Source organism: Stutzerimonas sp. CXK-1 (assembly GCF_057738225.1).
Window position 1 is genome coordinate 807,813 of sequence record NZ_CM173217.1, and the last position, 20,774, is coordinate 828,586.

The 20,774-nt window shown below is 65.6% G+C and carries 20 protein-coding genes; 7 read left to right on the forward strand and 13 right to left on the reverse strand.

Annotated elements, in window-relative coordinates; genetic code table 11:
• Positions 1-16 precede the first annotated feature (16 nt).
• The 4 genes from AC0KXH_RS03815 to AC0KXH_RS03830 are packed head-to-tail and all read right to left on the reverse strand — an operon-like array spanning position 17 to position 3,261.
• On the reverse strand, positions 17-1,243 hold the full coding sequence (locus AC0KXH_RS03815; RefSeq protein WP_041103771.1) for an MFS transporter: 1,227 nt from the start codon (positions 1,241-1,243) through the stop codon (positions 17-19).
• Between the two features lie 54 nt (positions 1,244-1,297).
• Positions 1,298-1,702: a carboxymuconolactone decarboxylase family protein gene (locus tag AC0KXH_RS03820; RefSeq protein WP_488224190.1), complete on the reverse strand. Its 405-nt coding sequence runs from the start codon at positions 1,700-1,702 to the stop codon at positions 1,298-1,300.
• A gap of 57 nt (positions 1,703-1,759) precedes the next feature.
• Positions 1,760-2,137: a MerR family transcriptional regulator gene (locus AC0KXH_RS03825; protein WP_080773309.1), complete on the reverse strand. Its 378-nt coding sequence runs from the start codon at positions 2,135-2,137 to the stop codon at positions 1,760-1,762.
• The gene (locus AC0KXH_RS03830; RefSeq protein ID WP_488224191.1) at positions 2,134-3,261 is read right to left on the reverse strand and encodes a methyltransferase; all 1,128 of its coding nucleotides are present in this window, start codon (positions 3,259-3,261) and stop codon (positions 2,134-2,136) included. The genes AC0KXH_RS03825 and AC0KXH_RS03830 overlap by 4 nt, the downstream gene beginning before the upstream one ends.
• 86 nt (positions 3,262-3,347) lie before the next feature.
• Here AC0KXH_RS03830 and AC0KXH_RS03835 point away from each other — a divergent pair, with 86 nt between their 5' ends.
• Complete coding sequence (locus AC0KXH_RS03835) at positions 3,348-4,124, forward strand: ferredoxin--NADP reductase (protein ID WP_200627899.1); 777 nt, start codon at positions 3,348-3,350, stop codon at positions 4,122-4,124.
• A 229-nt stretch (positions 4,125-4,353) separates the two neighbouring features.
• On the opposite strand, the gene gdhA is transcribed toward AC0KXH_RS03835, so the two are convergent.
• From gdhA to ettA, 6 genes are all read right to left on the reverse strand, one after another.
• Entirely contained in the window at positions 4,354-5,691 is a 1,338-nt protein-coding gene (gene gdhA, locus AC0KXH_RS03840) for an NADP-specific glutamate dehydrogenase (protein WP_488224192.1), read from the reverse strand.
• A gap of 355 nt (positions 5,692-6,046) precedes the next feature.
• Positions 6,047-6,832, reverse strand: a complete 786-nt coding sequence (siaD, locus tag AC0KXH_RS03845) for a biofilm regulation diguanylate cyclase SiaD (RefSeq protein WP_041103780.1) — start codon at positions 6,830-6,832, stop codon at positions 6,047-6,049.
• Between the two features lie 10 nt (positions 6,833-6,842).
• Complete coding sequence (gene siaC, locus AC0KXH_RS03850; protein WP_041103782.1) at positions 6,843-7,220, reverse strand: biofilm regulation phosphoprotein SiaC; 378 nt, start codon at positions 7,218-7,220, stop codon at positions 6,843-6,845.
• Between the two features lie 19 nt (positions 7,221-7,239).
• Positions 7,240-7,782, reverse strand: a complete 543-nt coding sequence (siaB, locus tag AC0KXH_RS03855; protein ID WP_488224193.1) for a biofilm regulation protein kinase SiaB — start codon at positions 7,780-7,782, stop codon at positions 7,240-7,242.
• A gap of 22 nt (positions 7,783-7,804) precedes the next feature.
• Positions 7,805-9,793 (reverse strand): biofilm regulation protein phosphatase SiaA, encoded by a 1,989-nt coding sequence (gene siaA / locus AC0KXH_RS03860; RefSeq protein WP_213150209.1) that lies wholly within the window; start codon positions 9,791-9,793, stop codon positions 7,805-7,807.
• A 157-nt stretch (positions 9,794-9,950) separates the two neighbouring features.
• Positions 9,951-11,618, reverse strand: a complete 1,668-nt coding sequence (ettA, locus tag AC0KXH_RS03865) for an energy-dependent translational throttle protein EttA (RefSeq protein WP_041103788.1) — start codon at positions 11,616-11,618, stop codon at positions 9,951-9,953.
• Positions 11,619-11,861: 243 nt separating this feature from the next.
• Here ettA and glyA point away from each other — a divergent pair, with 243 nt between their 5' ends.
• The 3 genes from glyA (at position 11,862) to AC0KXH_RS03880 (ending at position 14,060) form a co-directional block, all read left to right on the forward strand.
• Complete coding sequence (gene glyA / locus AC0KXH_RS03870; RefSeq protein ID WP_043218643.1) at positions 11,862-13,115, forward strand: serine hydroxymethyltransferase; 1,254 nt, start codon at positions 11,862-11,864, stop codon at positions 13,113-13,115.
• A 96-nt stretch (positions 13,116-13,211) separates the two neighbouring features.
• Positions 13,212-13,673: a methyltransferase family protein gene (locus AC0KXH_RS03875; RefSeq protein ID WP_488224194.1), complete on the forward strand. Its 462-nt coding sequence runs from the start codon at positions 13,212-13,214 to the stop codon at positions 13,671-13,673.
• Between the two features lie 24 nt (positions 13,674-13,697).
• Positions 13,698-14,060: a PilZ domain-containing protein gene (locus AC0KXH_RS03880; protein ID WP_488224195.1), complete on the forward strand. Its 363-nt coding sequence runs from the start codon at positions 13,698-13,700 to the stop codon at positions 14,058-14,060.
• Positions 14,061-14,064: 4 nt separating this feature from the next.
• Here the strand turns inward: AC0KXH_RS03880 and radA are convergent, their stop codons facing one another.
• Entirely contained in the window at positions 14,065-15,426 is a 1,362-nt protein-coding gene (gene radA / locus AC0KXH_RS03885) for a DNA repair protein RadA (RefSeq protein ID WP_488224196.1), read from the reverse strand.
• 115 nt (positions 15,427-15,541) lie between these two features.
• Between radA and AC0KXH_RS03890 the strand changes: the two genes are divergently transcribed.
• Positions 15,542-15,976, forward strand: coding sequence for a CopD family protein (locus tag AC0KXH_RS03890; protein WP_488224197.1), 435 nt, complete (start codon positions 15,542-15,544; stop codon positions 15,974-15,976).
• Positions 15,977-16,037: 61 nt separating this feature from the next.
• On the opposite strand, the gene AC0KXH_RS03895 is transcribed toward AC0KXH_RS03890, so the two are convergent.
• Positions 16,038-16,307, reverse strand: coding sequence for an HP1242/YdcH family protein (locus tag AC0KXH_RS03895; RefSeq protein WP_043218650.1), 270 nt, complete (start codon positions 16,305-16,307; stop codon positions 16,038-16,040).
• Between the two features lie 220 nt (positions 16,308-16,527).
• Between AC0KXH_RS03895 and mscL the strand changes: the two genes are divergently transcribed.
• Complete coding sequence (gene mscL, locus AC0KXH_RS03900; protein ID WP_043218651.1) at positions 16,528-16,944, forward strand: large-conductance mechanosensitive channel protein MscL; 417 nt, start codon at positions 16,528-16,530, stop codon at positions 16,942-16,944.
• A gap of 57 nt (positions 16,945-17,001) precedes the next feature.
• Here the strand turns inward: mscL and AC0KXH_RS03905 are convergent, their stop codons facing one another.
• Positions 17,002-18,030, reverse strand: coding sequence for a cytochrome-c peroxidase (locus tag AC0KXH_RS03905; RefSeq protein ID WP_041103802.1), 1,029 nt, complete (start codon positions 18,028-18,030; stop codon positions 17,002-17,004).
• Between the two features lie 218 nt (positions 18,031-18,248).
• Between AC0KXH_RS03905 and AC0KXH_RS03910 the strand changes: the two genes are divergently transcribed.
• Positions 18,249-20,678 (forward strand): Lon protease family protein, encoded by a 2,430-nt coding sequence (locus tag AC0KXH_RS03910; RefSeq protein ID WP_061336902.1) that lies wholly within the window; start codon positions 18,249-18,251, stop codon positions 20,676-20,678.
• The last annotated feature ends 96 nt before the right edge of the window (positions 20,679-20,774 follow it).

The window sequence follows — 20,774 nt, forward strand, 5'->3', positions numbered from 1 at the left end:
GCGTTGCCCGCGCCGCTCAGTCGGGCTCGCGGTGCAGCCGGTCGCGGTTGGCCAGCGTCGGGAACAGCTTCATCCAGGCGCCGGTGACCAGCAGCGTGCCGGCGCCGCCGATCACCACCGCCGGCACGGTGCCGAACAGGTGTGCGGTCAGGCCGGACTCGAATTCGCCGAGCTGGTTGGAGGCGCCGATGAACAGCCCGTTGACCGCGCTGACCCGGCCGCGCATGGCGTCGGGCGTCTCCAGCTGCACGAAGGCGCCGCGGATCACCATGCTGATCATGTCCGCCGCGCCGAGCACCACCAGCACGCCCAGCGACAGCCAGAACGAGGTCGACAGGCCAAAGGCGATGGTCGCCAGGCCGAACACCCCGACCGCGGCGAACATCACCCGGCCGACCTGGCGGTTGATCGGGTGGCGCGCCAGCCAGAGCGACATCAGCAGCGCACCGGCGGCCGGAGCCGCGCGCAACAGGCCGAGGCCGGACGGGCCGGTCAGCAGGATGTCCTTGGCGAATACCGGCAGCAGCGCGGTGGCACCGCCCAGCAGCACGGCGAACATGTCCAGCGAGATGGCGCCGAAGATGTCCGGGCGACTGCGGATGAAGCGCATGCCGGCCAGCAGGTTGTCCATCGCCGGGCCGCTCTGCTTCGCTGGCGCCGGGCGCCCCGGCAGGCTCAGCATCAGGCTGCAGGCCAGGGTGAAGAGTACGGCTACCGGCGCATAGACCCACAACGGGCCAATGGCGAACAGCAGCCCGCCAAGCGCCGGCGCGACGATGGTCGCGGTCTGCATGGCCGATGACGAGGCGGCGACGGCCGGCGGGAACAGCGCCGCCGGCACCAGGCTCGGCAGCAGCGCCTGGGTCGCCGGCCCCTCGAACGCGCGCGCCGTGCCGAGCAGGAAGGCGAGCACGAAGATCATCTCGCGGGTCACGCCCAGTCCGCCGGCGCCAAGCACCAGGGTCACCGCGATGAGCCCCTGCAGGCCCTGGCACAGCGCGGCGACCCGGCGGCGATCGAAGCGGTCGGCTACATGCCCGGTCCAGAGAATGAACAGCAGCCGCGGGGCGAACTCGGCCAGGCCGACGAGGCCGAGGTCGAGCACGCTGCCGGTCAGTTCGTACAGGTGCCAGCCGATGGCCACGGCCAGCATCTGGAAGCCGCTGGCGGTGAACACCCGGGCGAACCAGTAGCGAATGAAGGGGCGCTGCTGACGCAGCAGCGGTTTGACGGACGTGGACATCGGGTGGTCGCCGGCAGGGCAGGGCCGGCCAGCCTAGCATGCCGGCCGCACCGTTCAGCCGGCGGCGGCGCTGTCGGCGAGCAGGCCGCGCTCGACAAACACCGCCCTGGCCGTGCTCATGCGGTTGAGCGCAGCGGGAAAACCGGCATAGACGGCCATCTGGATGATCACTTCGATGATCTGCTCGGGGGTGCAGCCGACATTCAGCGCACCATGCAGATGCACGGCCAGCTGAGGCTGGCAGTGGCCGAGCGCGGTCAGTGCCGCGACGGTGGCCAGCTCGCGCTGCGCCAGGTCGAGGCCGGGCCGCTGGTAGATGTCGCCGAAGGGAAATTCGATGACGTAGCGGGCCAGGTCCGGGGCGATCGCCTGGAGGCTGTCGATGACCTTGCGGCCGGCTTCGCCGTCGATGCGTTCAAGTGTGGCCAGGCCTTCGCGGTAGCGGGTGGATGCGGGCATGTTTTCGTCCTCTGCGGGTAGATGACGAAAAGCCTGCGCCCTGGAGTGAACTCCAGGTCAAGCGTCGGTGGGGTGGCGGTACAGCTCGATCTTCGCCTGCAGGGCGGCGAGGTGCTCGCGGTCACGCGCCAGGCGCGCCTGCAAGCGTTGCGCATGGGCCTCGAGCAGCGCCTGGCGAGCGGCGCGTGTGGCGTCGCCCTGCTCGCGCAGGTCGGCGTAGCGAAGGATGTCGCCGAGCGCCATGCCGGTGTCCTTCAGGCGCAGGATGAAGCCGACCCATTCGACATCGCGCGCGCCGTAGACACGGCGGCCACTGGCGTCTCGCACGGTGTGGCGCAGCAGGCCGATCTTCTCGTAGTAGCGCAGCGTGTCGGCCGACAGCCCGGTGCGTGCGGCGAACTGGCCGATGCTCAGCCGTGGTGCCGCCTCGCTCATCCCTTGATGGCCCGCAGGATGACGAACTTGGGCGTCGCGGCGACCTGCTCGACCTTGCCGAACAAGCGCTTGAGCTTGTGGTGGTACCCCAGGTGGCGGTTGCCGACGATCCACAGCTCGCCGCCCTTGGCCAGCGCCGCCCGCGCCTGGGTGAACATGCGCCAGGCGAGGAAATCGCCGACCACCTGCTGCTGGTGGAACGGCGGGTTGCACAGGACCAGATCCAGCGAGGCCGCGGGCTGTTCGGCCAGGCCGTCGCCGGCGCGGATGTCGGCCGGGCGTTCGCCGTGGACTGCCTGCCAGTTCTCGCGCGTCGACTGCACCGCCATGTAGCTCTCGTCCACCAGGGTCAGCTCGGCCTGCGGATTGCTCAGCGCGTAGACGATGCCGAGCACGCCGTTGCCGCAGCCGAGGTCGGCCACGCGCAGGTTGCCCAAGGCCCGGGGCAGGTGCGGGAGGAACGCGCGGGTACCGATGTCCAGGCCCTCGCGACAGAACAGGTTGGCCTGATTGGACAGCTCGATGGATGGTCGCTCCAGGCGGTAGCGCGTCGGATAAGGCGAGACCGGCGCCGGTCGATCGACTGGCGTGGCGCTGAGCAGACGGGCCTTCTTTACCGCCAGCGAGGCCTGTACCGGGCCGATGTAGCGCTCCAGCAGGTCACCGGCGGCGCGCGGCAGGTGCTTGACCATGGCGCCGGCGATCACCTGGGCGCCGGGGGCGAGCTGGCCGTGCAGACGGATCAGCTGTTCCTCGAGCAGCGCCAGGGTCTTCGGCACGCGGATCAGTACGCGATCGAAGGGGCCCCGGGGTGTCTCGCTGGCCGGTACGAAGCGCACTGCGTCGGCCGCCAGGGCATTGCGCTCAAGGTTTTTCTGCAGTGCCAGCCAGCCCAGATGCGAGTCGCCGCTGCTGGTCACCTGCGCATGCCCGGCGAGCGAACAGGCCAGCGCACCGAAGGCATCGTTGAGCACCAGCACCCGGGTTTCGCCCGGCAGATGCTGTTCGGCCAGCTGCGTCAGCAGGTATTCGTCGGCCGCGTCGAAGGCCTGCAGCGGCTCGTTGGGCTGCTCCGGTTGGCGGACCAGGTCGAGGCTGGCGAGGGGCGTTTGCAGAATAGGCATGAGAACTGGCGGTGTTTGTCGACGTCGGAAAGAGGTATCAAGACGCTATACGGGCGAGGCCCGAAGACGCTCGGAGGGAGCGAAGTATGACCGCCAGCGAAGAGAAGTTCACCCGCCAGCGGCTGCTCGAAGTGCAGACGCTGACATCCAATCTGTTCACCCTGCGCACCACGCGCGACCCCGGCTTTCGCTTCACGGCCGGGCAGTTCGCCCGGCTTGGCGTGCGCAAGCCCAGTGGTTGCATCGTCTGGCGCGCCTACTCGATGGTCTCGGCGCCGCACGACGAGTTTCTCGATTTCTTTTCCATCGTAGTGCCGGACGGCGAGTTCACCAGCGAGTTGAGCCGGCTCTCGGTCGGCGACGAGCTGCTGGTCGAGAAGCAGGCCTTCGGCTTTCTCACCCTCGATCGCTTCCCGGACGGGCGCGATCTCTGGCTGCTGGCCACCGGTACCGGCATCGCACCGTTCCTCTCGATCCTGCAGGATTTCGAGGCCTGGCAGCGTTTCGAGCGCATCGTGCTGGTCTACAGCGTGCGCCAGCAGCGCGAGCTGGCCTACCAGCAGCTGATCGCCGACCTGCCGCGGCGTGAGTACCTCGAAGGCCTCGGCGACAAGCTGACCTACCTGCCGGTGGTGACCCGCGAGCAGGTCCCCGGTGCGTTGCACGGGCGCATCACGCAGCTGATCGAGACCGGCGAACTGGAACGCGCCGCGGGCCTGGCGCTGAGCCCCGAGCATTCGCGGATCATGCTCTGCGGCAATCCACAGATGATCGAGGATACCCGTGCGGTGCTGAAGACGCGGGACCTGCAGCTGGCGCTGACGCGACGGCCGGGGCAGGTGGCGGTGGAGAATTACTGGTAGGGCGGCTTGTTCATCTGCGCCGCGTGGAAAATCGCTGCGCGCGTTTTCCACCCTACGCCTGCGAGCTGCGAGCTGCGAGCTGCGAGCAGGGTGGATGGCCGAATCCATCCACGTGGGCGGTGGTTGGGGTTCGAGGCCCAGTCGTTGCCCGCATGGCGCGCGCCAAACGACAGAGCCCCGCCGGGTGACCGGCGGGGCTCTGGCCTTATCGCTAGCTTGCTCGCTGCCGTCAGACCACGCCCTGGGCCAGCATGGCGTCGGCGACCTTGACGAAGCCGGCGATGTTGGCGCCTTTGACGTAGTTGATCCGGCCATTTTCCTCGCCGTGCGCGACGCAGGCGTGGTGGATCGACTGCATGATGCCGTGCAGCTTGGTATCCACCTCGCCGGCGGTCCAGTGCAGGCGCATGGCGTTCTGGCTCATCTCCAGGCCGCTACAGGCCACGCCCCCGGCATTCGACGCCTTGCCCGGCGCGTAGAGGATGCCGGCTTCGAGGAACAGGTCCACGGCTTCCAAAGTCGACGGCATGTTCGCGCCTTCGGCCACGCAGATGCAGCCGTTATTCAGCAGCGCGCGGGCGTCATCTTCGTCCAGCTCGTTCTGCGTGGCGCAGGGCAGGGCGATGTCGCAGGGCAGGTTCCACGGGCGCTGGCCGGCCAGGTAGGTCGCGCCGAAGTGGGCGCCCATTTCCTCGAGGCGGCCGCGACGGACGTTCTTCAGGTCCATCAGGTAGGCCCACTGTTCGCCGGTCAGGCCGTCGGGGAAGTGCAGGGTGCCGCCCGAGTCGGACAGCGAGACGACGCGGCCGCCCAGTTCCATGACCTTCTGCGCGGCATATTGCGCGACGTTGCCGGAGCCGGAGATCGCCACGCGCTTGCCGTCGAAGCTGCTGTGACGGCTCTTGAGCATTTCCTCGGCGAAGTACACGCAGCCGTAGCCGGTGGCTTCCGGGCGGATCAGGCTGCCGCCGTAGGCCAGGCCCTTGCCGGTCAGCACCGAGGTGAACTGGTTGGCCAGGCGCTTGTACTGGCCGAAGAGGAAGCCGATCTCGCGCCCGCCGACGCCGATGTCGCCGGCCGGCACGTCGAGGTCGGCGCCGACGTGGCGATACAGCTCGCTCATGAACGACTGGCAGAAGCGCATCACTTCGTTGTCACTCTTGCCCTTGGGATTGAAGTCCGAGCCGCCCTTGCCGCCGCCCATGGGCAGCGACGTCAGGGAGTTCTTGAAGACCTGTTCGAAGGCGAGGAACTTGAGTACGCCGAGGTTGACCGAGGGATGGAAGCGCAGGCCGCCCTTGTACGGGCCGATGGCGCTGTTCATCTGGATGCGATAGCCGCGGTTGACCTGGACCCGGCCCTGATCGTCGACCCACGGCACGCGGAAGATGATCGCGCGCTCCGGCTCCACCATGCGTTCGATGATGCCGGCCTGCAGGTAGCGCGGGTTGGCTTCGAGGAAGGGCCAGAGGCTGCGTACCACCTCCTCGACCGCCTGATGGAACTCCGGCTGGTGCGGATCGCGTTGCTTCAGGCGAGCGAGAAAGGAATCAACGGTCTCGAACATGGAAGGGCCTCTCACGTGACCGCGCACGGCAGTCGATCGAAAAATTGGGGTCGGCGACTGTAACAAAGCGTCTTTGCACCGTGAAAGTGCGTTTGCAGGTTGTCTGTTCGTTCATGGTACGCTCGCATGCACAAAAAAATGACACTGCTGCGTCACTGGCGGAGGACGACAGGCGGCCGGACGCGCGCACGCTCTCGCCTGCGTCTCGGCAACGTTGTGCTGGAACGGCTTGCCGCGGTTTGCGGCGGGCGGCTCAGCGCCGGCAAGGTACTTTGCTACCAGATGTGTCGGAGCGAGTGCCTGGTGGCTCGGTGGCGAGCCGGGGGACAGCTAGGGGAGGGGTTGCCGAGTGCGCTCAGTCGGCGCGCTCGCAGCGATTGCGGCCACTGCGCTTGGCCTTCAGCAGGGCGACATCGGCGCGATTGATCGCCTTGGAGTAGTTCTCTTCGCGCTGCAGTTCAGCCAGGCCTATGCTCACCGTGACCGACAGCGGCTCGTCATTGGCGCGCACGACCAGGGCTTCGAGCGCGCGCCGCAAGCGCTCGGTCACCAGGGCGGCACGCTCCGCGTCGGTCTCGGGCATGAGCACGAGGAATTCCTCGCCGCCCCAGCGTCCGCAGAGGTCGTGATCGCGCAGCTCGGCTTCCATGACCCGGGCGATCTCGATCAGCACCTGGTCGCCGACCTCATGGCCGTAGTCATCGTTGATGCGTTTGAAGTGATCGATGTCCAGCAATGCCAGGCACAGCGGCCGTGTATAGCGCCGGGCCCGCTCGCTTTCCTCGCGCAGCCTTTCGGTGAGCAGGCGACGGTTGGCGATGCCGGTCAGGGCATCGTGTGTCGAGGCTTCCTTCAGCGCGACGTTCAGGTCGCGCATCATGCTCTGGTAGCGATCGGAAATGCGTGCGACCTTTTCCAGCCGGTGCAGCTGCTTCTCGAAGCGCGCGGTCATGCTCAGCTCGCGCTCGCGGGCAATGCTCTGATAGCCGTCGGACAGCCGCGCGATACGCTCGATACGCTCGAGCAGGTCGCGGTGCGCACCCCACAGGCGAGCCAGGGCATCGTGCAGTCGATGCGCCTCGTGCTCCGGTTCGGCCAGCAGTTCGGCGATTTCCTGCTCAAGGGGTTGCGGCCCGCGCATCAGACAGCCCTCAGTCTTGGCTCAGAATCGAGAAGGGAAAGGTGCAGTCTTCCTTGAATTCTTCGGCCAGCTCCATGACCCGCTCGTTGCGCGTGTCGTAGTGCCAGTTCACGCCGACCCTGCGGCCCTGCTGGTGTGCGGCCTCGAGCAGGTCGAAGATGTCCATCATGGCCTTGATGCTGCTGGTGTTCAGGTACAGCAGGCGCAGTTCGAGGCTCAGCGGGCGTTCGGCTTCGGCGAGAAAGCGTTCGATCCAGGCAAAGACCTGATGAAACAGCTCGTAGGAATTCTCGGGGTAGGAGTCGCCCTGCATCGAGACGGTGCCGGCGGCCCAATCGGACTGGATGGCAGGAGTGGACTGGCTGCCGGGAATGGAAAAATCGTTCATATCGTGCGTGCTCTGAAAATCAAATGACCGCGCTCAGGCTGATGAAGTGAAGGCCGTCGGTGGCCGGCTGCATGGCTGCACGCAGGGGCTCGCTGGACTTGCGGGCGATGTCGATCAGACCGAGGCCGGCGCCGGACACGACGTGCTCGTCGCGCGGCTTGCGCAGCTGCTCCTTGTACATGGCCTTGAGCGCCGGCTTGTCCAGCTGCGCCAGGCTGGCCACGGCGGCCAGCAGCGTCTCGCCGTCGGCCTGCTCGATCAGGTTGCCGGCCGAAACCACATAGCGGCCCTGCTCATCGCGCGAGACGACCACGGTCGCGCCGGCCTGCTGGTCGCTCCAGTTCTTCCCGCGGGTGTAGTGGCGGATGTTCTGCGTCATCTCGACGTAGACGGCGAACACGTCCATGGCCGAGGACGGGTGCGCGTGCTCGGCCTGCATGTAGTTGCGCAGGGCGTTGCCGATCTCCTCGATCAGGCTGCGCGAGATCGGGCCGTTGAAGCACAGCAGGATCTGCTGCCGGTTGTAGTGTTCGCGCATGGCGAACAGGTCGATGGGTTCCATGGGGACTCCTGGTGGAACTCGTTCAATCGAAGCGAAAGCACAGCATGGTGATGTCGTCGCGCTGCGGATAGTCGCCTTGGTAACGCTCTAGCGCTGCGCTGAATGCCTCGCCCTGCTCGTCGAGCGGCAGGCGCGCGTGCTGACGGATCAACTCCTCGAACCGGCTGTTGCCAAAACCGAAGCCGTCGTCGCCACCGGCCTGATCGAGGAAGCCATCGGTGGTCATGTAAAAGGTCCGCCCGGGTCGCAAATCGACTCGGCTGTTGTGGTACTCACCGGCCCGCTTGTCGGCGATGGCCCGGCGTGCGGCTCGGATCTCCCGGACGTCTTCGCCGTCGCAATAGTAGAGCGCAATCTTCGCCCCGGCATAGACCACCTCGCGCTGCTGCAGATCAACGAAAGCGAGGCCCAGGTCCATGTTTGTCGCCAGTCCGCGTGGCATGCCCTCTTCTCGAAGCATCCCGCGCACGATCATGTCGGTGCGGCTCAGCGCGGCGGCGGGGTCTTCGATGCCGATGGCATCGAGCGCCTGGTCGATCGCCGCATGCGCGAGCATGGTCATCAGCGCGCCGGGCACGCCGTGGCCGGCACAATCGACGACCCCGAACAGACAGCCCCTTTCGCTCGCCCGGAACACATAGAAATCGCCGCCCACGACGTCGCGCGGTCGCCAGAGTACGGCATGCCGCTCGCCGAGCGTACTGACCATCTGTCGATTGGGCAGAATGGCGCGCTGGATGATGCTGGCGTAGTCGATCGAGTCGTCGATCTTCTTGTGCGCGGCGGCCATTTCGCGGTTGGCCTGTTCCAGCTCACGGGTACGCTCGCGGACGCGATCCTCGAGCTCGTGAGTATGCCGACGGACCTGCTGGGCCATCGCGCCGAACGCCGCGCTGAGCTCGCCGATCTCGTCGTCGCGATCGGTCGGCAAGGGCGCTCCGTATTCGCCCGCTGCCAGTGCCTGGGCGCTGCGGCGCAACTGGCGCAGGGGCTTGAGCACGCGCTTTTCCACCAGCCAGGCGCCGCCGCCGATGAGTGCGACGATCAGCAGCACGAACAGGGCGATGGCCGGTAGCAGCGGGCGCAGCTCGATGACCTGTGCGGTACTCAGGTCGACCACGCTGGCGACGAACCATTGCAGCTCGGGAATCCAGCTCAGCGCGAGCAGGCGCGGCGCGCCGTTGATCGCCACCTTGAGCATCATCACCTCGCCGGGTGCTTGCCGGGCGTCGCGCATCACACCCCGCACCTCGGTAGCATCCTCGGGGTCGGTCAACATTCCCAGCAGGCTGGTCGACAACGAGCGCCCCTGCGCGGCATTGAGGGTGACCAGGTCCTGGTCGGGGTGGATCAGGATCGAGCCATAGGCATCGAGCACCATCGACTCGACGCCGCTCTTGTCCGCTGCGGTGAACTGTTTGACGAAGTGACTCAGGTCCAGGCCGGAACCGACCAGGCCGAGCGCCTGGCCGTCGCTGCCGTGGACCAGTACGTTGAACCAGACCTTCAGCTCGCCGGTGACGACGGAGCGGTCGACATTGATCTGGTAGGGCGTGGTTTCGCGTAACGCCTGGAAGAACCAGGCATCACGGGGGTTGCCCTGTTCGAGTCGATAGCGAGGCTGCTGGCTCGGCTCCTGCCCCGGGCCGTTGGCGTAATAGCCTTGACCGCGGGCGGACGCCGCGAAATAGAGGTGATCGCTGAGGGTTTGCTGAAAGGCTGCGGCCTCCCGAAAGAACAGCTCGCGCCAGGCGGGATCCTGCTCGTTCTGCAGCCAGGCGAGGGTGATCTGCGAGCCAGCCAGGCGCTGGGCGAGTGCCAGCTCGCGCGACACCGGGGCGAACACCCGCTCGCGATTGAGCTGGACGAGGTTTTTCGCATAGGCCTCGCCAAAGCGACTCTGCACCCCTTCGAGTGCCTGGTAGCCAATGAATCCGGCAAAAGCGAACGCCAGCAGGCAGCTGAGCAGCAGAGCCAGCAACGATTTACCACGCAAGCCTAGAGCCGCCATGCGGGGGTCCCTTCGTCCGTCACGAGTTTTCAGACGCGGCGGTGGCACCGCGAGCTGGGCGAGTCGGCCGCCGATTATCCAGCTATTGCAGCAAAACGCCATCACCTGCGGCGATGGCGTTCGAACAAGGGAAGCCCCGGCAGGCTTCCCTCATGGCTCACTGCGCCAGCTTGCGGTACTTGACCCGGTGCGGCTGGGCGGCGGCGTCACCGAGGCGCTTCTTGCGATCGGCCTCGAACTCGGTGTAGTTGCCTTCGAAGAAGTACACCTTGGCGTCGTCCTCGTAGGAGAGGATGTGCGTGGCGATACGGTCGAGGAACCAGCGGTCGTGGGAGATCACGATGGCCGAGCCGGGGAAGTCCAGCAGCGCCTCTTCCAGCGCTCGCAGGGTTTCCACGTCGAGGTCGTTGGACGGTTCGTCGAGCAGCAGCACGTTGCCGCCCTGCTTGAGCGTCAGCGCCAGATGCAGGCGGCCGCGCTCACCGCCGGACAGGTCCTTGACGAACTTCTGCTGGTCGGCGCCCTTGAAGTTGAAGCGGCCGACATAGCCGCGCGAGGGCACCTCGTAGTTGCCGACGCGGATCATGTCCAGGCCATCGGAGACCTGCTCCCAGACGGTCTTGTTGCCATCGAGGTTCTCGCGGCTCTGCTCGACGCTGGCGATCTGCACGGTATCGCCCAGTTCGATGCTGCCGCTGTCGGGCTGCTCCTTGCCGGTGATCATGCGGAACAGCGTCGACTTGCCCGCGCCGTTGCCACCGATGACGCCGACGATGGCACCTTTGGGGATGCTGAAGGAGAGGTCGTCGATGAGCACGCGGTCGCCGTAGCTCTTGGTCAGGTGGTTGACCTCGATGACCTTGTCGCCCAGGCGCGGGCCGGCCGGGATATAAATCTCGTTCGTTTCGCTGCGCTTCTGGAATTCCTGCGACTGCATTTCCTCGAAGCGCTGCAGGCGGGCCTTGGACTTGGCCTGGCGCGCCTTGGCGCCCTGGCGTACCCATTCCAGCTCGGCCTTCATCGCCTTGGCGTGGGCCGCCTCCTGCTTGGCTTCCTGCTCCAGGCGCGCGGACTTCGATTCCAGCCACTGCGAGTAGTTGCCCTCGAAGGGGATGCCATGGCCGCGGTCGAGTTCGAGGATCCAGCCGGCGACGTTGTCGAGGAAGTAGCGGTCGTGGGTGATCGCCACCACGGTGCCGGGGAAGTCGTGGAGGAAACGCTCCAGCCAGGCCACGGAGTCGGCGTCCAGGTGGTTGGTCGGTTCGTCCAGCAGCAGCATGTCCGGCGCTGAGAGCAGCAGGCGGCACAGTGCCACGCGGCGCTTCTCGCCGCCGGAGAGGTGCTCGATCCTGGCGTCCCAGGCCGGCAGGCGCAGCGCGTCGGCAGCGACTTCCAGCTGGCGCTCGAGGTTGTGGCCGTCGGCGGCCTGCAGGATGGCCTCGAGCTTGGCCTGCTCGGCGGCCAGGGCGTCGAAGTCGGCATCCGGCTCGGCGTAGGCGGCATAGACCTCGTCGAGGCGGGCCTGGGCCTGCTTGATCTCGCCCACGGCCTCTTCGACGATTTCGCGTACGGTCTTGGCCGGATCGAGCTGCGGCTCCTGCGGCAGGTAGCCGACCTTGATGCCCGGCATGGCCCGGGCCTCGCCGTCGAACTCGGTGTCGACGCCGGCCATGATGCGCAGCAGCGTGGACTTGCCCGCGCCGTTCAGGCCGAGCACGCCGATCTTGGCGCCCGGGAAGAACGACAGGGAGATATTCTTGAGGATCTCACGCTTCGGGGGCACGACCTTGCTGACCCGATGCATGGTGTAGACGTATTGAGCCATGGAAACAGATGCCCGTGACAGTGGTGAAAAAGCATGGAAACCCGGCTCGGCAGGGCCGTCCAAGTCAAACGCGCAAAGCTACTCCATTGCTCGGGACAGGGCAAACCGCGCCCGGTTCCAGCTGGCGTCGCCGGCATGAGCGTGGCTCGTGGCCGCTTGACTGGCTTTCATACCGCAGCCTGCACGGATGCGTTAGAATCCGCGCCTTCTTCCCAACTGCCAGCTGATCTCAGAGGACACCCAATGTTCAGCCGTGACTTGACCATCGAACGCTTCGACGCCGAACTCTTCGCTGCCATGCAGCAGGAAGCCCAGCGTCAGGAAGACCACATCGAGCTGATCGCCTCGGAGAACTACACCAGCCCGGCGGTGATGGAAGCCCAGGGCAGCGTGCTGACCAACAAGTACGCCGAAGGTTACCCGGGCAAGCGCTACTACGGCGGTTGCGAGTACGTCGACGTGGTCGAGCAGCTGGCCATCGACCGTGCCAAGGAGCTGTTTGGCGCCGACTATGCCAACGTCCAGCCGCACGCCGGTTCGCAGGCCAACGCCGCGGTTTACCTGGCTCTGCTCAGCGCTGGCGACACCATCCTCGGCATGAGCCTGGCCCACGGCGGTCACCTGACCCACGGTGCCTCGGTATCCTCCTCCGGCAAGCTCTACAACGCCGTGCAGTACGGCATCAACGACCAGGGTCTGATCGACTACGACGAAGTCGAGCGCCTGGCTGTCGAGCACAAGCCGAAGATGATCGTCGCCGGCTTCTCGGCCTACTCGCAGAAGCTCGACTTCCCGCGTTTCCGCGAGATCGCCGACAAGGTCGGTGCGTATCTCTTCGTCGACATGGCGCACGTCGCCGGTCTGGTTGCCGCTGGCGTTTACCCGAACCCGGTACCGTTCGCCGACGTGGTTACCACCACCACCCACAAGACTCTGCGCGGCCCGCGCGGCGGCCTGATCCTGGCCAAGAAGAACGAAGAGATCGAGAAGAAGCTGAACTCCGCCGTCTTCCCGGGTGCCCAGGGCGGCCCGCTGGAGCACGTCATCGCCGCCAAGGCGATCTGCTTCAAGGAAGCGCTGCAGCCCGAGTTCAAGGCTTATCAGCAGCAGGTCGTGAAGAATGCCCAGGCCATGGCCCAGGTGTTCATCGAGCGTGGCTTCGACGTGGTCTCCGGCGGTACGCAGAACCACCTGTTCCTGCTCAGCCTGATCAAGCAGGACATCACTGGCAAGGATGCGGACGCCGCACTCGGCCGTGCCCACATCACGGTGAACAAGAACAGCGTGCCGAACGACCCGCGTTCGCCCTTCGTCACCTCCGGCCTGCGTATCGGTACGCCAGCCGTCACTACCCGTGGTTTCGGTGAAGCCGAGTGCCGCGAGCTGGCCGGCTGGATCTGCGACATCCTCGACAACATGGGCGACGAGTCGGTGATCGACGCGGTGCGAGCCAAGGTCGCGGCTGTCTGCGCCAAGTTCCCGGTGTACGGAAAGTAATCACCGGTCGCTCCAGGAAAGCCCGCGCAAGCGGGCTTTCTGCTTTTTGCGCCGTGCCAACGCTAGACTGTCCGTAGTCGGCAAGGAAGGCATTCGATGCACAAGCGCAGCTCGCGGGTGATTCTCCCGCCTCCGGTGATCTATCTGCTGTTTCTCGCGCTCGCCTGGGGCGTCGAGAGCCTTTGGCCGTTCCCGCTGCCGGACAATCTCTGGACGCGCTATCTGGGGTGGGGACTGATCGACGCCGGTGTGCTGCTGATGCTCTGGGCGGCGCTCCTGATGCTGCGGCGACGGACTACCGTCAATCCCTACGGCACGCCGCGGCGGCTGCTCGCCGATGGACCTTTTCGCTTCTCGCGCAATCCCATCTATCTGGCCGATACGCTGATCTACGGCGGCGTGGCGTTGCTCTGGGGCAGCCTGTGGCCATGGCTGCTGTTGCCCGCGCTGATCGTCGTGATGCAGCGTGGTGTGATCGGGCATGAAGAGCGCCTGCTGGGCGAGCTGTTCGGCGAGGAGTACCGTGACTACTGCCGGCGCGTCAGGCGCTGGCTCTAGCTGGCAGGGCCAGGGAGGAGAACCATGCAAGACAATTCCGAGCGTCGCCGCTTTCAGCGGATCGGATTCGAGGCCGAAGCCCTGTTAATCCAGGGTGAACGAGAATGGACGGTGCGCGTCCACGACCTGTCGCTCAAGGGGCTGCTGGTCGAATGCCCGGTTGGCGGGGGCGTGCAGAAGGATCTGCCGCTACAGGCGAGCATCCGCCTGGCCGCCGACGTGCAGGTCGAGATGGAGGTGTTGCCGGCGCACGAGCATGACGGCCTGCTCGGCCTGGCCTGCCAGCACATCGACCTCGATTCGATGACTCACCTGCGTCGCCTGGTCGAGCTCAACCTGGGCGATACCAGCCTGCTTGAGCGTGAGCTCGCCGCGCTGGGCGGCTAATCGGTCATTCGAACAGGGCGTCGAGGGCCTGCTCCAGGCGCGTCACGGCAATGATTTGCAGGCCGGGCGGGGCCTCCTTCGCCGCATTGCCCTTGGGCACGATGGCACGCTTGAAGCCGTGCTTGGCGGCTTCCTTCAGGCGTTCCTGGCCGCTCGGTACCGGGCGGATCTCGCCGGACAAGCCCACCTCACCGAACACCAGCAGATCGGTATCCAGCGGGCGATTGCGCAGGCTGGAGATGACTGCGGCCATCAAGGCGAGGTCCGCAGCGGTCTCCAGTACCTTCACGCCGCCGACCACGTTGATGAACACGTCCTGATCGTAGGTGGGGATGCTGCCGTGGCGGTGCAGCACCGCCAGCAGCATGGCCAGGCGGTTCTGATCCAGGCCTAGGGTCACGCGGCGCGGGTTGGCCAGGTGGCTGGTGTCGACCAGCGCCTGCACTTCCACCAGCATCGGCCGGGTGCCTTCCCAGGTGGCCATCACCACGCTGCCGGGCACCGCTTCCTGGGCGCGAGTGAGAAAGATCGCCGAGGGGTTGGTGACTTCCTTCAGGCCCTTGTCGGTCATGCCGAACACGCCGAGTTCGTTGACCGCGCCGAAGCGGTTCTTCACCGCGCGCAGCAGGCGCAGGCGGCCATCGGATTCGCCCTCGAAATACAGCACGGTGTCGACCATGTGCTCGAGCACGCGCGGGCCGGCCAGCGCACCTTCCTTGGTGACATGGCCGACCAGAAAGATCGCCGTGCCGCTCTGCTTGGCGAAGCGCACCAGCAGCGCTGCGCTCTCGCGCACCTGGGCCACGCCGCCCGGCGCCGACTGCAACTGCTCGGTGAAGATGGTCTGGATCGAGTCGATGACCATGACCTTGGGCTTTTCCAGCCGCGCGGTGGCGATGATCGATTCGATGCAGGTCTCGGTCATCACCTTGAGCTTGTCCTGCGGCAGGTCGAGGCGCCGTGCGCGCATGGCCACCTGTTGCTGGGATTCCTCGCCGGTGACGTAGAGCGCCGGGAAGCGCTGGGCGATGGCGCAGAGCGTCTGCAGGAGGATCGTGGATTTGCCGATACCCGGATCGCCACCGATCAGCACCACCGAGCCGTCGACCAGGCCGCCGCCGAGCACACGGTCGAGTTCGCCGGAGGCCGTGGAGAAGCGCGGTACTTCCTCGACGCTGACCTCGGCCAGGGTCTTGATGTTGGCCTGGTCTCCAGCCCAGCCGGCACGCCCCGAGGCAGCCGGGGTGGCCTCGACGACCGTTTCCACCAGGGTGTTCCAGGCGCCGCAGTCGCCGCACTGGCCGGCCCACTTGGGGAAGGTCGAGCCGCATTCGGTGCAGCCATACATGCGCTTGGCCTTGGCCATGGGAAACTCCGGTCGAGGAAAGGAGCCGCATGATAACGGCTGGCTTGATCGCCATCAGCTACAAGGCCACGGCCGCCGCGCGAGACTGTCAACAAAACGCACAGGAGTCTTTGCGATGCGCTATCTGCTGTTTGTTCACCTGCTGGGGGCGAGCGTCTGGGGCGGCGGCCATCTGGTGCTGCTGTTCAGCGTGCTGCCGGGTGCTTTGCGTGGGCGCGACCCGCAGCCGGTGCGGCGATTCGAGCAGCTCTACGAGCGTGTCGGTGTGCCGGCCCTGGTGGTGCAGGTGGTGACCGGACTCTGGATGGCGGGCCTCTGGCTGCCGCACGGGCAATGGTTCGGCAGCAATCCGATCGCCCGGTTGATTCAGGGCAAGCTGCTGCTGCTGGGGCTGACCGCCGTTCTGGGGCTGCATGCACGGCTGGCGTTGATTCCGCGGCTCGATGGCAAGCGTCTGCCTCAGCTGGGCCTGCACATTCTGCTGATCACCTTGACCGCCGTGGCGTTCGTCTGGGTAGGCGTCGGTTTTCGCTTCGGCGGGCTCTTCTAGCGCACTTGCCTGCGGAAACGAAAGGGCCCGCCGGAAGCGGGCCCTGGAGGTGCGCGGCGGTTCAGCCGCAGCAGCCGCCGCAGCAACTGCCCGAGGCTTTCTTGAGGTCGCGGGCAATCTCGTCCTTGAGCGCGACGCGCTGCATTTTCAGCTCATTGAGCGCTGCGTCGTCCAGCGTGTCGATGCCGTCTTCGACGCGGCAGATGCGCTTGTCCAGTTCCTCGTAGTCGTCCGCCTTGCGGGCGAACGCCGTGTCCTGCTGGCGCAGCCGCTGGAGCTGCTCGCGCTTTTCGGGGAAGTCCTTGATCAGGGGATGATGGTCAACGTGCATGGAAGCGCTCCAGATGAGAGGGGGGGCTAACATAACGCCCTGCCTGGGCCGTTGCTTTTGATCGCGATCAAGCCGCCGCGAAGCAGCGCCGCCCCTCGCTGCGCCTGTTGCTCTGGCCCGCGCGCCCGAGCGCCGTCTATGCTTGGCCTGATCGGGGAACCCTTGGCGGTACGCTCCGGTCAACGCAGCGGTCAATCACCTTCTGGAACAGGAATTCAAGATGAGCCTTCTCAACGAGTTCAAGGCCTTTGCCGTTCGGGGAAATGTCGTCGACATGGCGGTCGGGATCATCATCGGCGCGGCGTTCGGCAAGATCGTCTCGTCGTTTGTTGGCGATGTGATCACTCCACCGCTGGGCCTGTTGATCGGCGGCGTCGACTTCTCCGAGCTGGCAATAGTGCTGCGTGAGCCGGTCGGCGATGCGCCGGCGGTCACCCTCGGCTATGGCAAGTTCATTCAGACGGTCATCGATTTCACCATCATGGCCTTCGCCATCTTCCTCGGGGTCAAGGCAATCAATCACCTCAAGCGCAAGGAAGCCGAAGCGCCCTCCGCTCCGCCTGCACCAAGCAAGGAAGAGCTGTTGCTGACCGAGATCCGCGACCTGCTCAAGGAACAGAACGGCCGGCAGGGCTGAACGGCCGCCGACGGACGGCGCCCCGCAAGCGGGGCGCGTGCATCCTGTTGGCGACGATCAGAGCGGCTTGGGCGTTGCTTCGGTGCTCGCCGGCAGCAAGGGATAGGCCACCTTGGGCTGTTCGCCGGTCAGGCTGTGCAGGAAGGCGGTGATGGCACCGACTTCGCCGTCGCTGAGTTCGCGTCCCAGCTGACTGTCGCCCATGATCGCCACGGCCTGCTCCAGCTCCCAGACTTCGCCGCTGTGAAAGTACGGCGGAGTCAGCGCGACGTTGCGCAGCGGTGCGGCACGAAATACGTATTCGTCGTTCGCGGTGTTGGTTACGGCAAATCGCCCCTTGTCGCCCTCGGGCAGAATCTCGGCACCTGGTTTCTTGATCACGCCGAACGGAAAGTAGCCCTGGCCGCCGACATTGACGCCGTTGTGGCAGGCTGCGCAGCCACTGTCCATGAACAGGGCAAGGCCCTGCTTCTGCTTGGCATCGAGCGCGGCGTCGTCACCGCCGAGAAAGCGGTCGAATGGCGATTTCGGCGTCACCAGGCTGACTTCGAATGCCTCCAGTGCATAGGCCATGTTGTCGAAGCTGACGGGGTCCTTGTCGTTCGGGAAGGCCTTTTCGAACTCGGCGACATACTCGGGAATGCTCTTGAGCGTGGCGACCACGCGTTCGGGCGTGCTGTTCATTTCCACGCTGGCCTGGACCGGGCCCTTGGCCTGCTCCTGCAGATCCTTGGCGCGACCATCCCAGAATTGCGCAGCGTTGAAGACCGCGTTGAGCACGGTGGGAGAGTTGCGCGGTCCCTTTTGCCAGCCGTGGCCGATCGACGTCGGCACGTTGTCGCTGCCGCCGATCGCCAGGTTGTGGCAGCTGTTGCAGCTGATCACATGGCTGCTCGACAGGCGGGGATCGAACCAGAGCTTGTGGCCGAGCACGGCCTGGGGCTGACTGACCGGCTTGCCACGGACTTCGCTTACCTGATCGGGAATCGGTTTGAACACCGCATTGGCCCGCTCGCGCAGATCGTTGGCGGCTGAGGCAGTGGTTGTCAGTAGGAGGCTACCGATTAGGACGCTTAGCTTGCGCATGAGACACGACTCCTTGTTTGGGTGGCTCTAGCTAGCCGCTTCTCGCTGCAGCCGGGCTTGACCTGGGTCAAGCTTGGCTGGCTGGTCGTGCGGGGCAAATGTCACAGCATGTTTGCGCCGCATCTGGCCAACTGTCCGTGAACCTTGCGAGCCGTATCGACCCTCGCCAGAATGGCGGATCGATTTGCGGCCTCGCGCCACCCCTGCAAGGAATTCCGATGTCCCAACCTGTCGCTGCCGGGCTGCGCCTGGCACCCGATGCGCTGACCCGTCCCTTCGATCCGAGCCAGTTCAGCTTCACCACCACCGATGAACTCGAACCCTTTTTCGGCGTGCTTGGCCAGGAGCGCGCCGTAGAGGCGCTGCAGTTCGGCGTTGCGATGCCCCGTCCGGGCTACAACGTCTACGTGATGGGCGAGCCGGGGACCGGGCGCTTTTCGTTCGTGCGGCGCTACCTCAAGGCGGAAGGCAAGCGGCTCGAGACGCCGGCCGACTGGCTGTACATCAATAACTTCGACGAGCCCCGCGAGCCGAAGGCTCTCAGGCTCGAGCCAGGTACGGCGGGCCAGCTCATCGCCGACATCAATCAGCTGATCGACAACCTGCTCGCGACCTTTCCTGCGGTGTTCGAGCACCCGAGCTTCCAGCAGAAGAAGAGCGCGATCGATCGCGCGTTCAACCAGCGTTACGACAAGGCGCTGGATGTGATCGAAAAGCTCGCGCTGGAAAAGGAGATCGCGCTGTACCGCGACAGCACCAACATCGCCTTTACGCCGATGAAGGACGGCAAGTCGATGGACGAGGCGGAGTTCGCCCAGTTGCCGGAGATCGAGCGCGAGCGCTATCACGATGACATTTCCGCGCTCGAGGTTCGCCTCAACGAGGAACTGGCCAGTCTGCCGCAGTGGAAGCGTGAGTCCAGCAACCAGTTGCGCCAGCTGAATGAGGAGACCATCAATCAGTCGCTGCAGCCGTTGATCGCACCGCTGGCGGAGAAGTACGCGGGCAATCCGGGCATCGAGGATTATCTGCGAGCGGTGCAGGGCAACCTGCTGCGCACCGTGATCGAACAGCTGGTTGACGAGAACCGGCCGGAAGCACAGAACCGCCAGCTGCTCGAAGAGCAGTATTCGCCGAGCCTGATCGTTGGTCACGGCACCAATGGTGGGGCTCCGGTGGTGTTTGAGCCGCACCCGACCTTCGACAACCTGTTCGGCCGCATCGAATACAACACCGACCAGGGCGCGCTGTACACCAGCTATCGCCAGTTGCGCCCCGGTGCGCTGCATCGCGCCAACGGTGGCTTCCTCATGCTCGAGGCCGAAAAGCTGCTCAGCGAGCCCTTTGTCTGGGATGCGCTCAAGCGCGCCTTGCAGTCGCGGAAGCTGAAGATGGAGTCGCCGCTGGCCGAACTCGGCCGGCTGGCGACCGTGACGCTGACGCCGGAAGTGATTCCGCTGAACGTCAAGGTCATCATCATCGGCTCGCGCCAGCTGTATTACACGCTGCAGGACCTGGATCCGGACTTCCAGGAGATGTTTCGCGTGCTGGTCGACTTCGACGAGGACATACCGCTGGCCGAGGACAGCCTCGAGCAGTTCGCCCAGTTGCTCAAGACGCGGACGTCCGAAGAAGACATGGCGCCGCTGACGGCTGCGGCTGTCGCGCGCCTGGCCACCTATAGCGCACGGCTGGCCGAGCATCAGGGGCGTCTGTCGGCGCGCATCGGCGATCTGTTCCAGTTGGTCAGCGAGGCGGATTTCATCCGTCAGCTGGCCAAGGACGAGGTGACCGACGTCGGCCATATCGAGCGCGCCCTGAAGGCCAAGGAGACCCGCACGGGCCGGGTGTCGGCCCGCATTCTCGAGGATATTCTCGCGGGCGTGATCCTCATCGACACCGAGGGCGCCGCGATCGGTAAATGCAACGGCTTGACCGTGCTGGAGGTTGGCGATTCGGCATTCGGCATGCCGGCACGGATCTCCGCGACGGTCTACCCGGGCGGTTCGGGGATCGTCGACATCGAGCGCGAGGTCAACCTCGGCCAGCCGATCCACTCCAAGGGGGTGATGATCCTCACCGGCTACCTCGGCAGCCGCTACGCGCAGGAGTTTCCGCTGGAAATCTCGGCAAGCATCGCGCTCGAGCAGTCCTACGGCTATGTCGATGGTGACAGCGCCTCGCTGGGCGAGTGCTGTGCGCTGATCTCGGCGCTGTCACGCACGCCGCTCAAGCAGTGCTTCGCCATTACCGGCTCGATCAACCAGTTCGGCGAAGTGCAGGCCGTGGGTGGCGTGAACGAGAAGATCGAGGGCTTCTTCAGGCTCTGCGAGGCGCGTGGCCTGTCGGGCGAGCAGGGGGTCATCATTCCCTTCGCCAACGTTTCCACGCTGATGCTCGACGAGCGCGTGCTCGAGGCGGTGCGCAGCAATCGCTTCCACGTATACGCGGTTCGGCATGTCGATGAGGCGCTCTCGCTGCTCGTTGGCGAAGCGGTAGGCATCGCCGATGACAAGGGGCGCTTCACCCCGGGCAGCGTCAATGCGCGTGTGGTCGAGCGGCTGCGGGAGATTGCCGAGATCGAGTTGGAGGAAGACGAAAAGCCCGAGGCAGGTAAGCTCGATCCGGCAGCGGAAGGCTCATCGTAGCGAGGTGATGGCGGCGTAAACGGAACGATCGGTGAGCCCACTTGTCTGCGGATTAGGAGTATTTGCTGCTCTTGATCCATGCTGATTTAGAGCTTC

What these genes read in the sequence shown, in the direction of transcription:
- AC0KXH_RS03825 (WP_080773309.1), bottom strand. Translation starts at nt 2,137, where the DNA reads ATGAGCGAGGCGGCACCACGGCTGAGCATCGGCCAGTTCGCCGCACGC.
- mscL (WP_043218651.1), top strand. Translation starts at nt 16,528, where the DNA reads ATGAGCCTTCTCAACGAGTTCAAGGCCTTTGCCGTTCGGGGAAATGTC.
- AC0KXH_RS03835 (WP_200627899.1), top strand. Translation starts at nt 3,348, where the DNA reads ATGACCGCCAGCGAAGAGAAGTTCACCCGCCAGCGGCTGCTCGAAGTG.
- AC0KXH_RS03905 (WP_041103802.1), bottom strand. Translation starts at nt 18,030, where the DNA reads ATGCGCAAGCTAAGCGTCCTAATCGGTAGCCTCCTACTGACAACCACT.
- radA (WP_488224196.1), bottom strand. Translation starts at nt 15,426, where the DNA reads ATGGCCAAGGCCAAGCGCATGTATGGCTGCACCGAATGCGGCTCGACC.
- AC0KXH_RS03890 (WP_488224197.1), top strand. Translation starts at nt 15,542, where the DNA reads ATGCGCTATCTGCTGTTTGTTCACCTGCTGGGGGCGAGCGTCTGGGGC.
- AC0KXH_RS03875 (WP_488224194.1), top strand. Translation starts at nt 13,212, where the DNA reads ATGCACAAGCGCAGCTCGCGGGTGATTCTCCCGCCTCCGGTGATCTAT.
- siaC (WP_041103782.1), bottom strand. Translation starts at nt 7,220, where the DNA reads ATGAACGATTTTTCCATTCCCGGCAGCCAGTCCACTCCTGCCATCCAG.
- AC0KXH_RS03895 (WP_043218650.1), bottom strand. Translation starts at nt 16,307, where the DNA reads ATGCACGTTGACCATCATCCCCTGATCAAGGACTTCCCCGAAAAGCGC.
- gdhA (WP_488224192.1), bottom strand. Translation starts at nt 5,691, where the DNA reads ATGTTCGAGACCGTTGATTCCTTTCTCGCTCGCCTGAAGCAACGCGAT.
- glyA (WP_043218643.1), top strand. Translation starts at nt 11,862, where the DNA reads ATGTTCAGCCGTGACTTGACCATCGAACGCTTCGACGCCGAACTCTTC.
- siaD (WP_041103780.1), bottom strand. Translation starts at nt 6,832, where the DNA reads ATGCGCGGGCCGCAACCCCTTGAGCAGGAAATCGCCGAACTGCTGGCC.
- ettA (WP_041103788.1), bottom strand. Translation starts at nt 11,618, where the DNA reads ATGGCTCAATACGTCTACACCATGCATCGGGTCAGCAAGGTCGTGCCC.
- AC0KXH_RS03910 (WP_061336902.1), top strand. Translation starts at nt 18,249, where the DNA reads ATGTCCCAACCTGTCGCTGCCGGGCTGCGCCTGGCACCCGATGCGCTG.
- siaA (WP_213150209.1), bottom strand. Translation starts at nt 9,793, where the DNA reads ATGGCGGCTCTAGGCTTGCGTGGTAAATCGTTGCTGGCTCTGCTGCTC.
- siaB (WP_488224193.1), bottom strand. Translation starts at nt 7,782, where the DNA reads ATGGAACCCATCGACCTGTTCGCCATGCGCGAACACTACAACCGGCAG.
- AC0KXH_RS03815 (WP_041103771.1), bottom strand. Translation starts at nt 1,243, where the DNA reads ATGTCCACGTCCGTCAAACCGCTGCTGCGTCAGCAGCGCCCCTTCATT.
- AC0KXH_RS03820 (WP_488224190.1), bottom strand. Translation starts at nt 1,702, where the DNA reads ATGCCCGCATCCACCCGCTACCGCGAAGGCCTGGCCACACTTGAACGC.
- AC0KXH_RS03880 (WP_488224195.1), top strand. Translation starts at nt 13,698, where the DNA reads ATGCAAGACAATTCCGAGCGTCGCCGCTTTCAGCGGATCGGATTCGAG.
- AC0KXH_RS03830 (WP_488224191.1), bottom strand. Translation starts at nt 3,261, where the DNA reads ATGCCTATTCTGCAAACGCCCCTCGCCAGCCTCGACCTGGTCCGCCAA.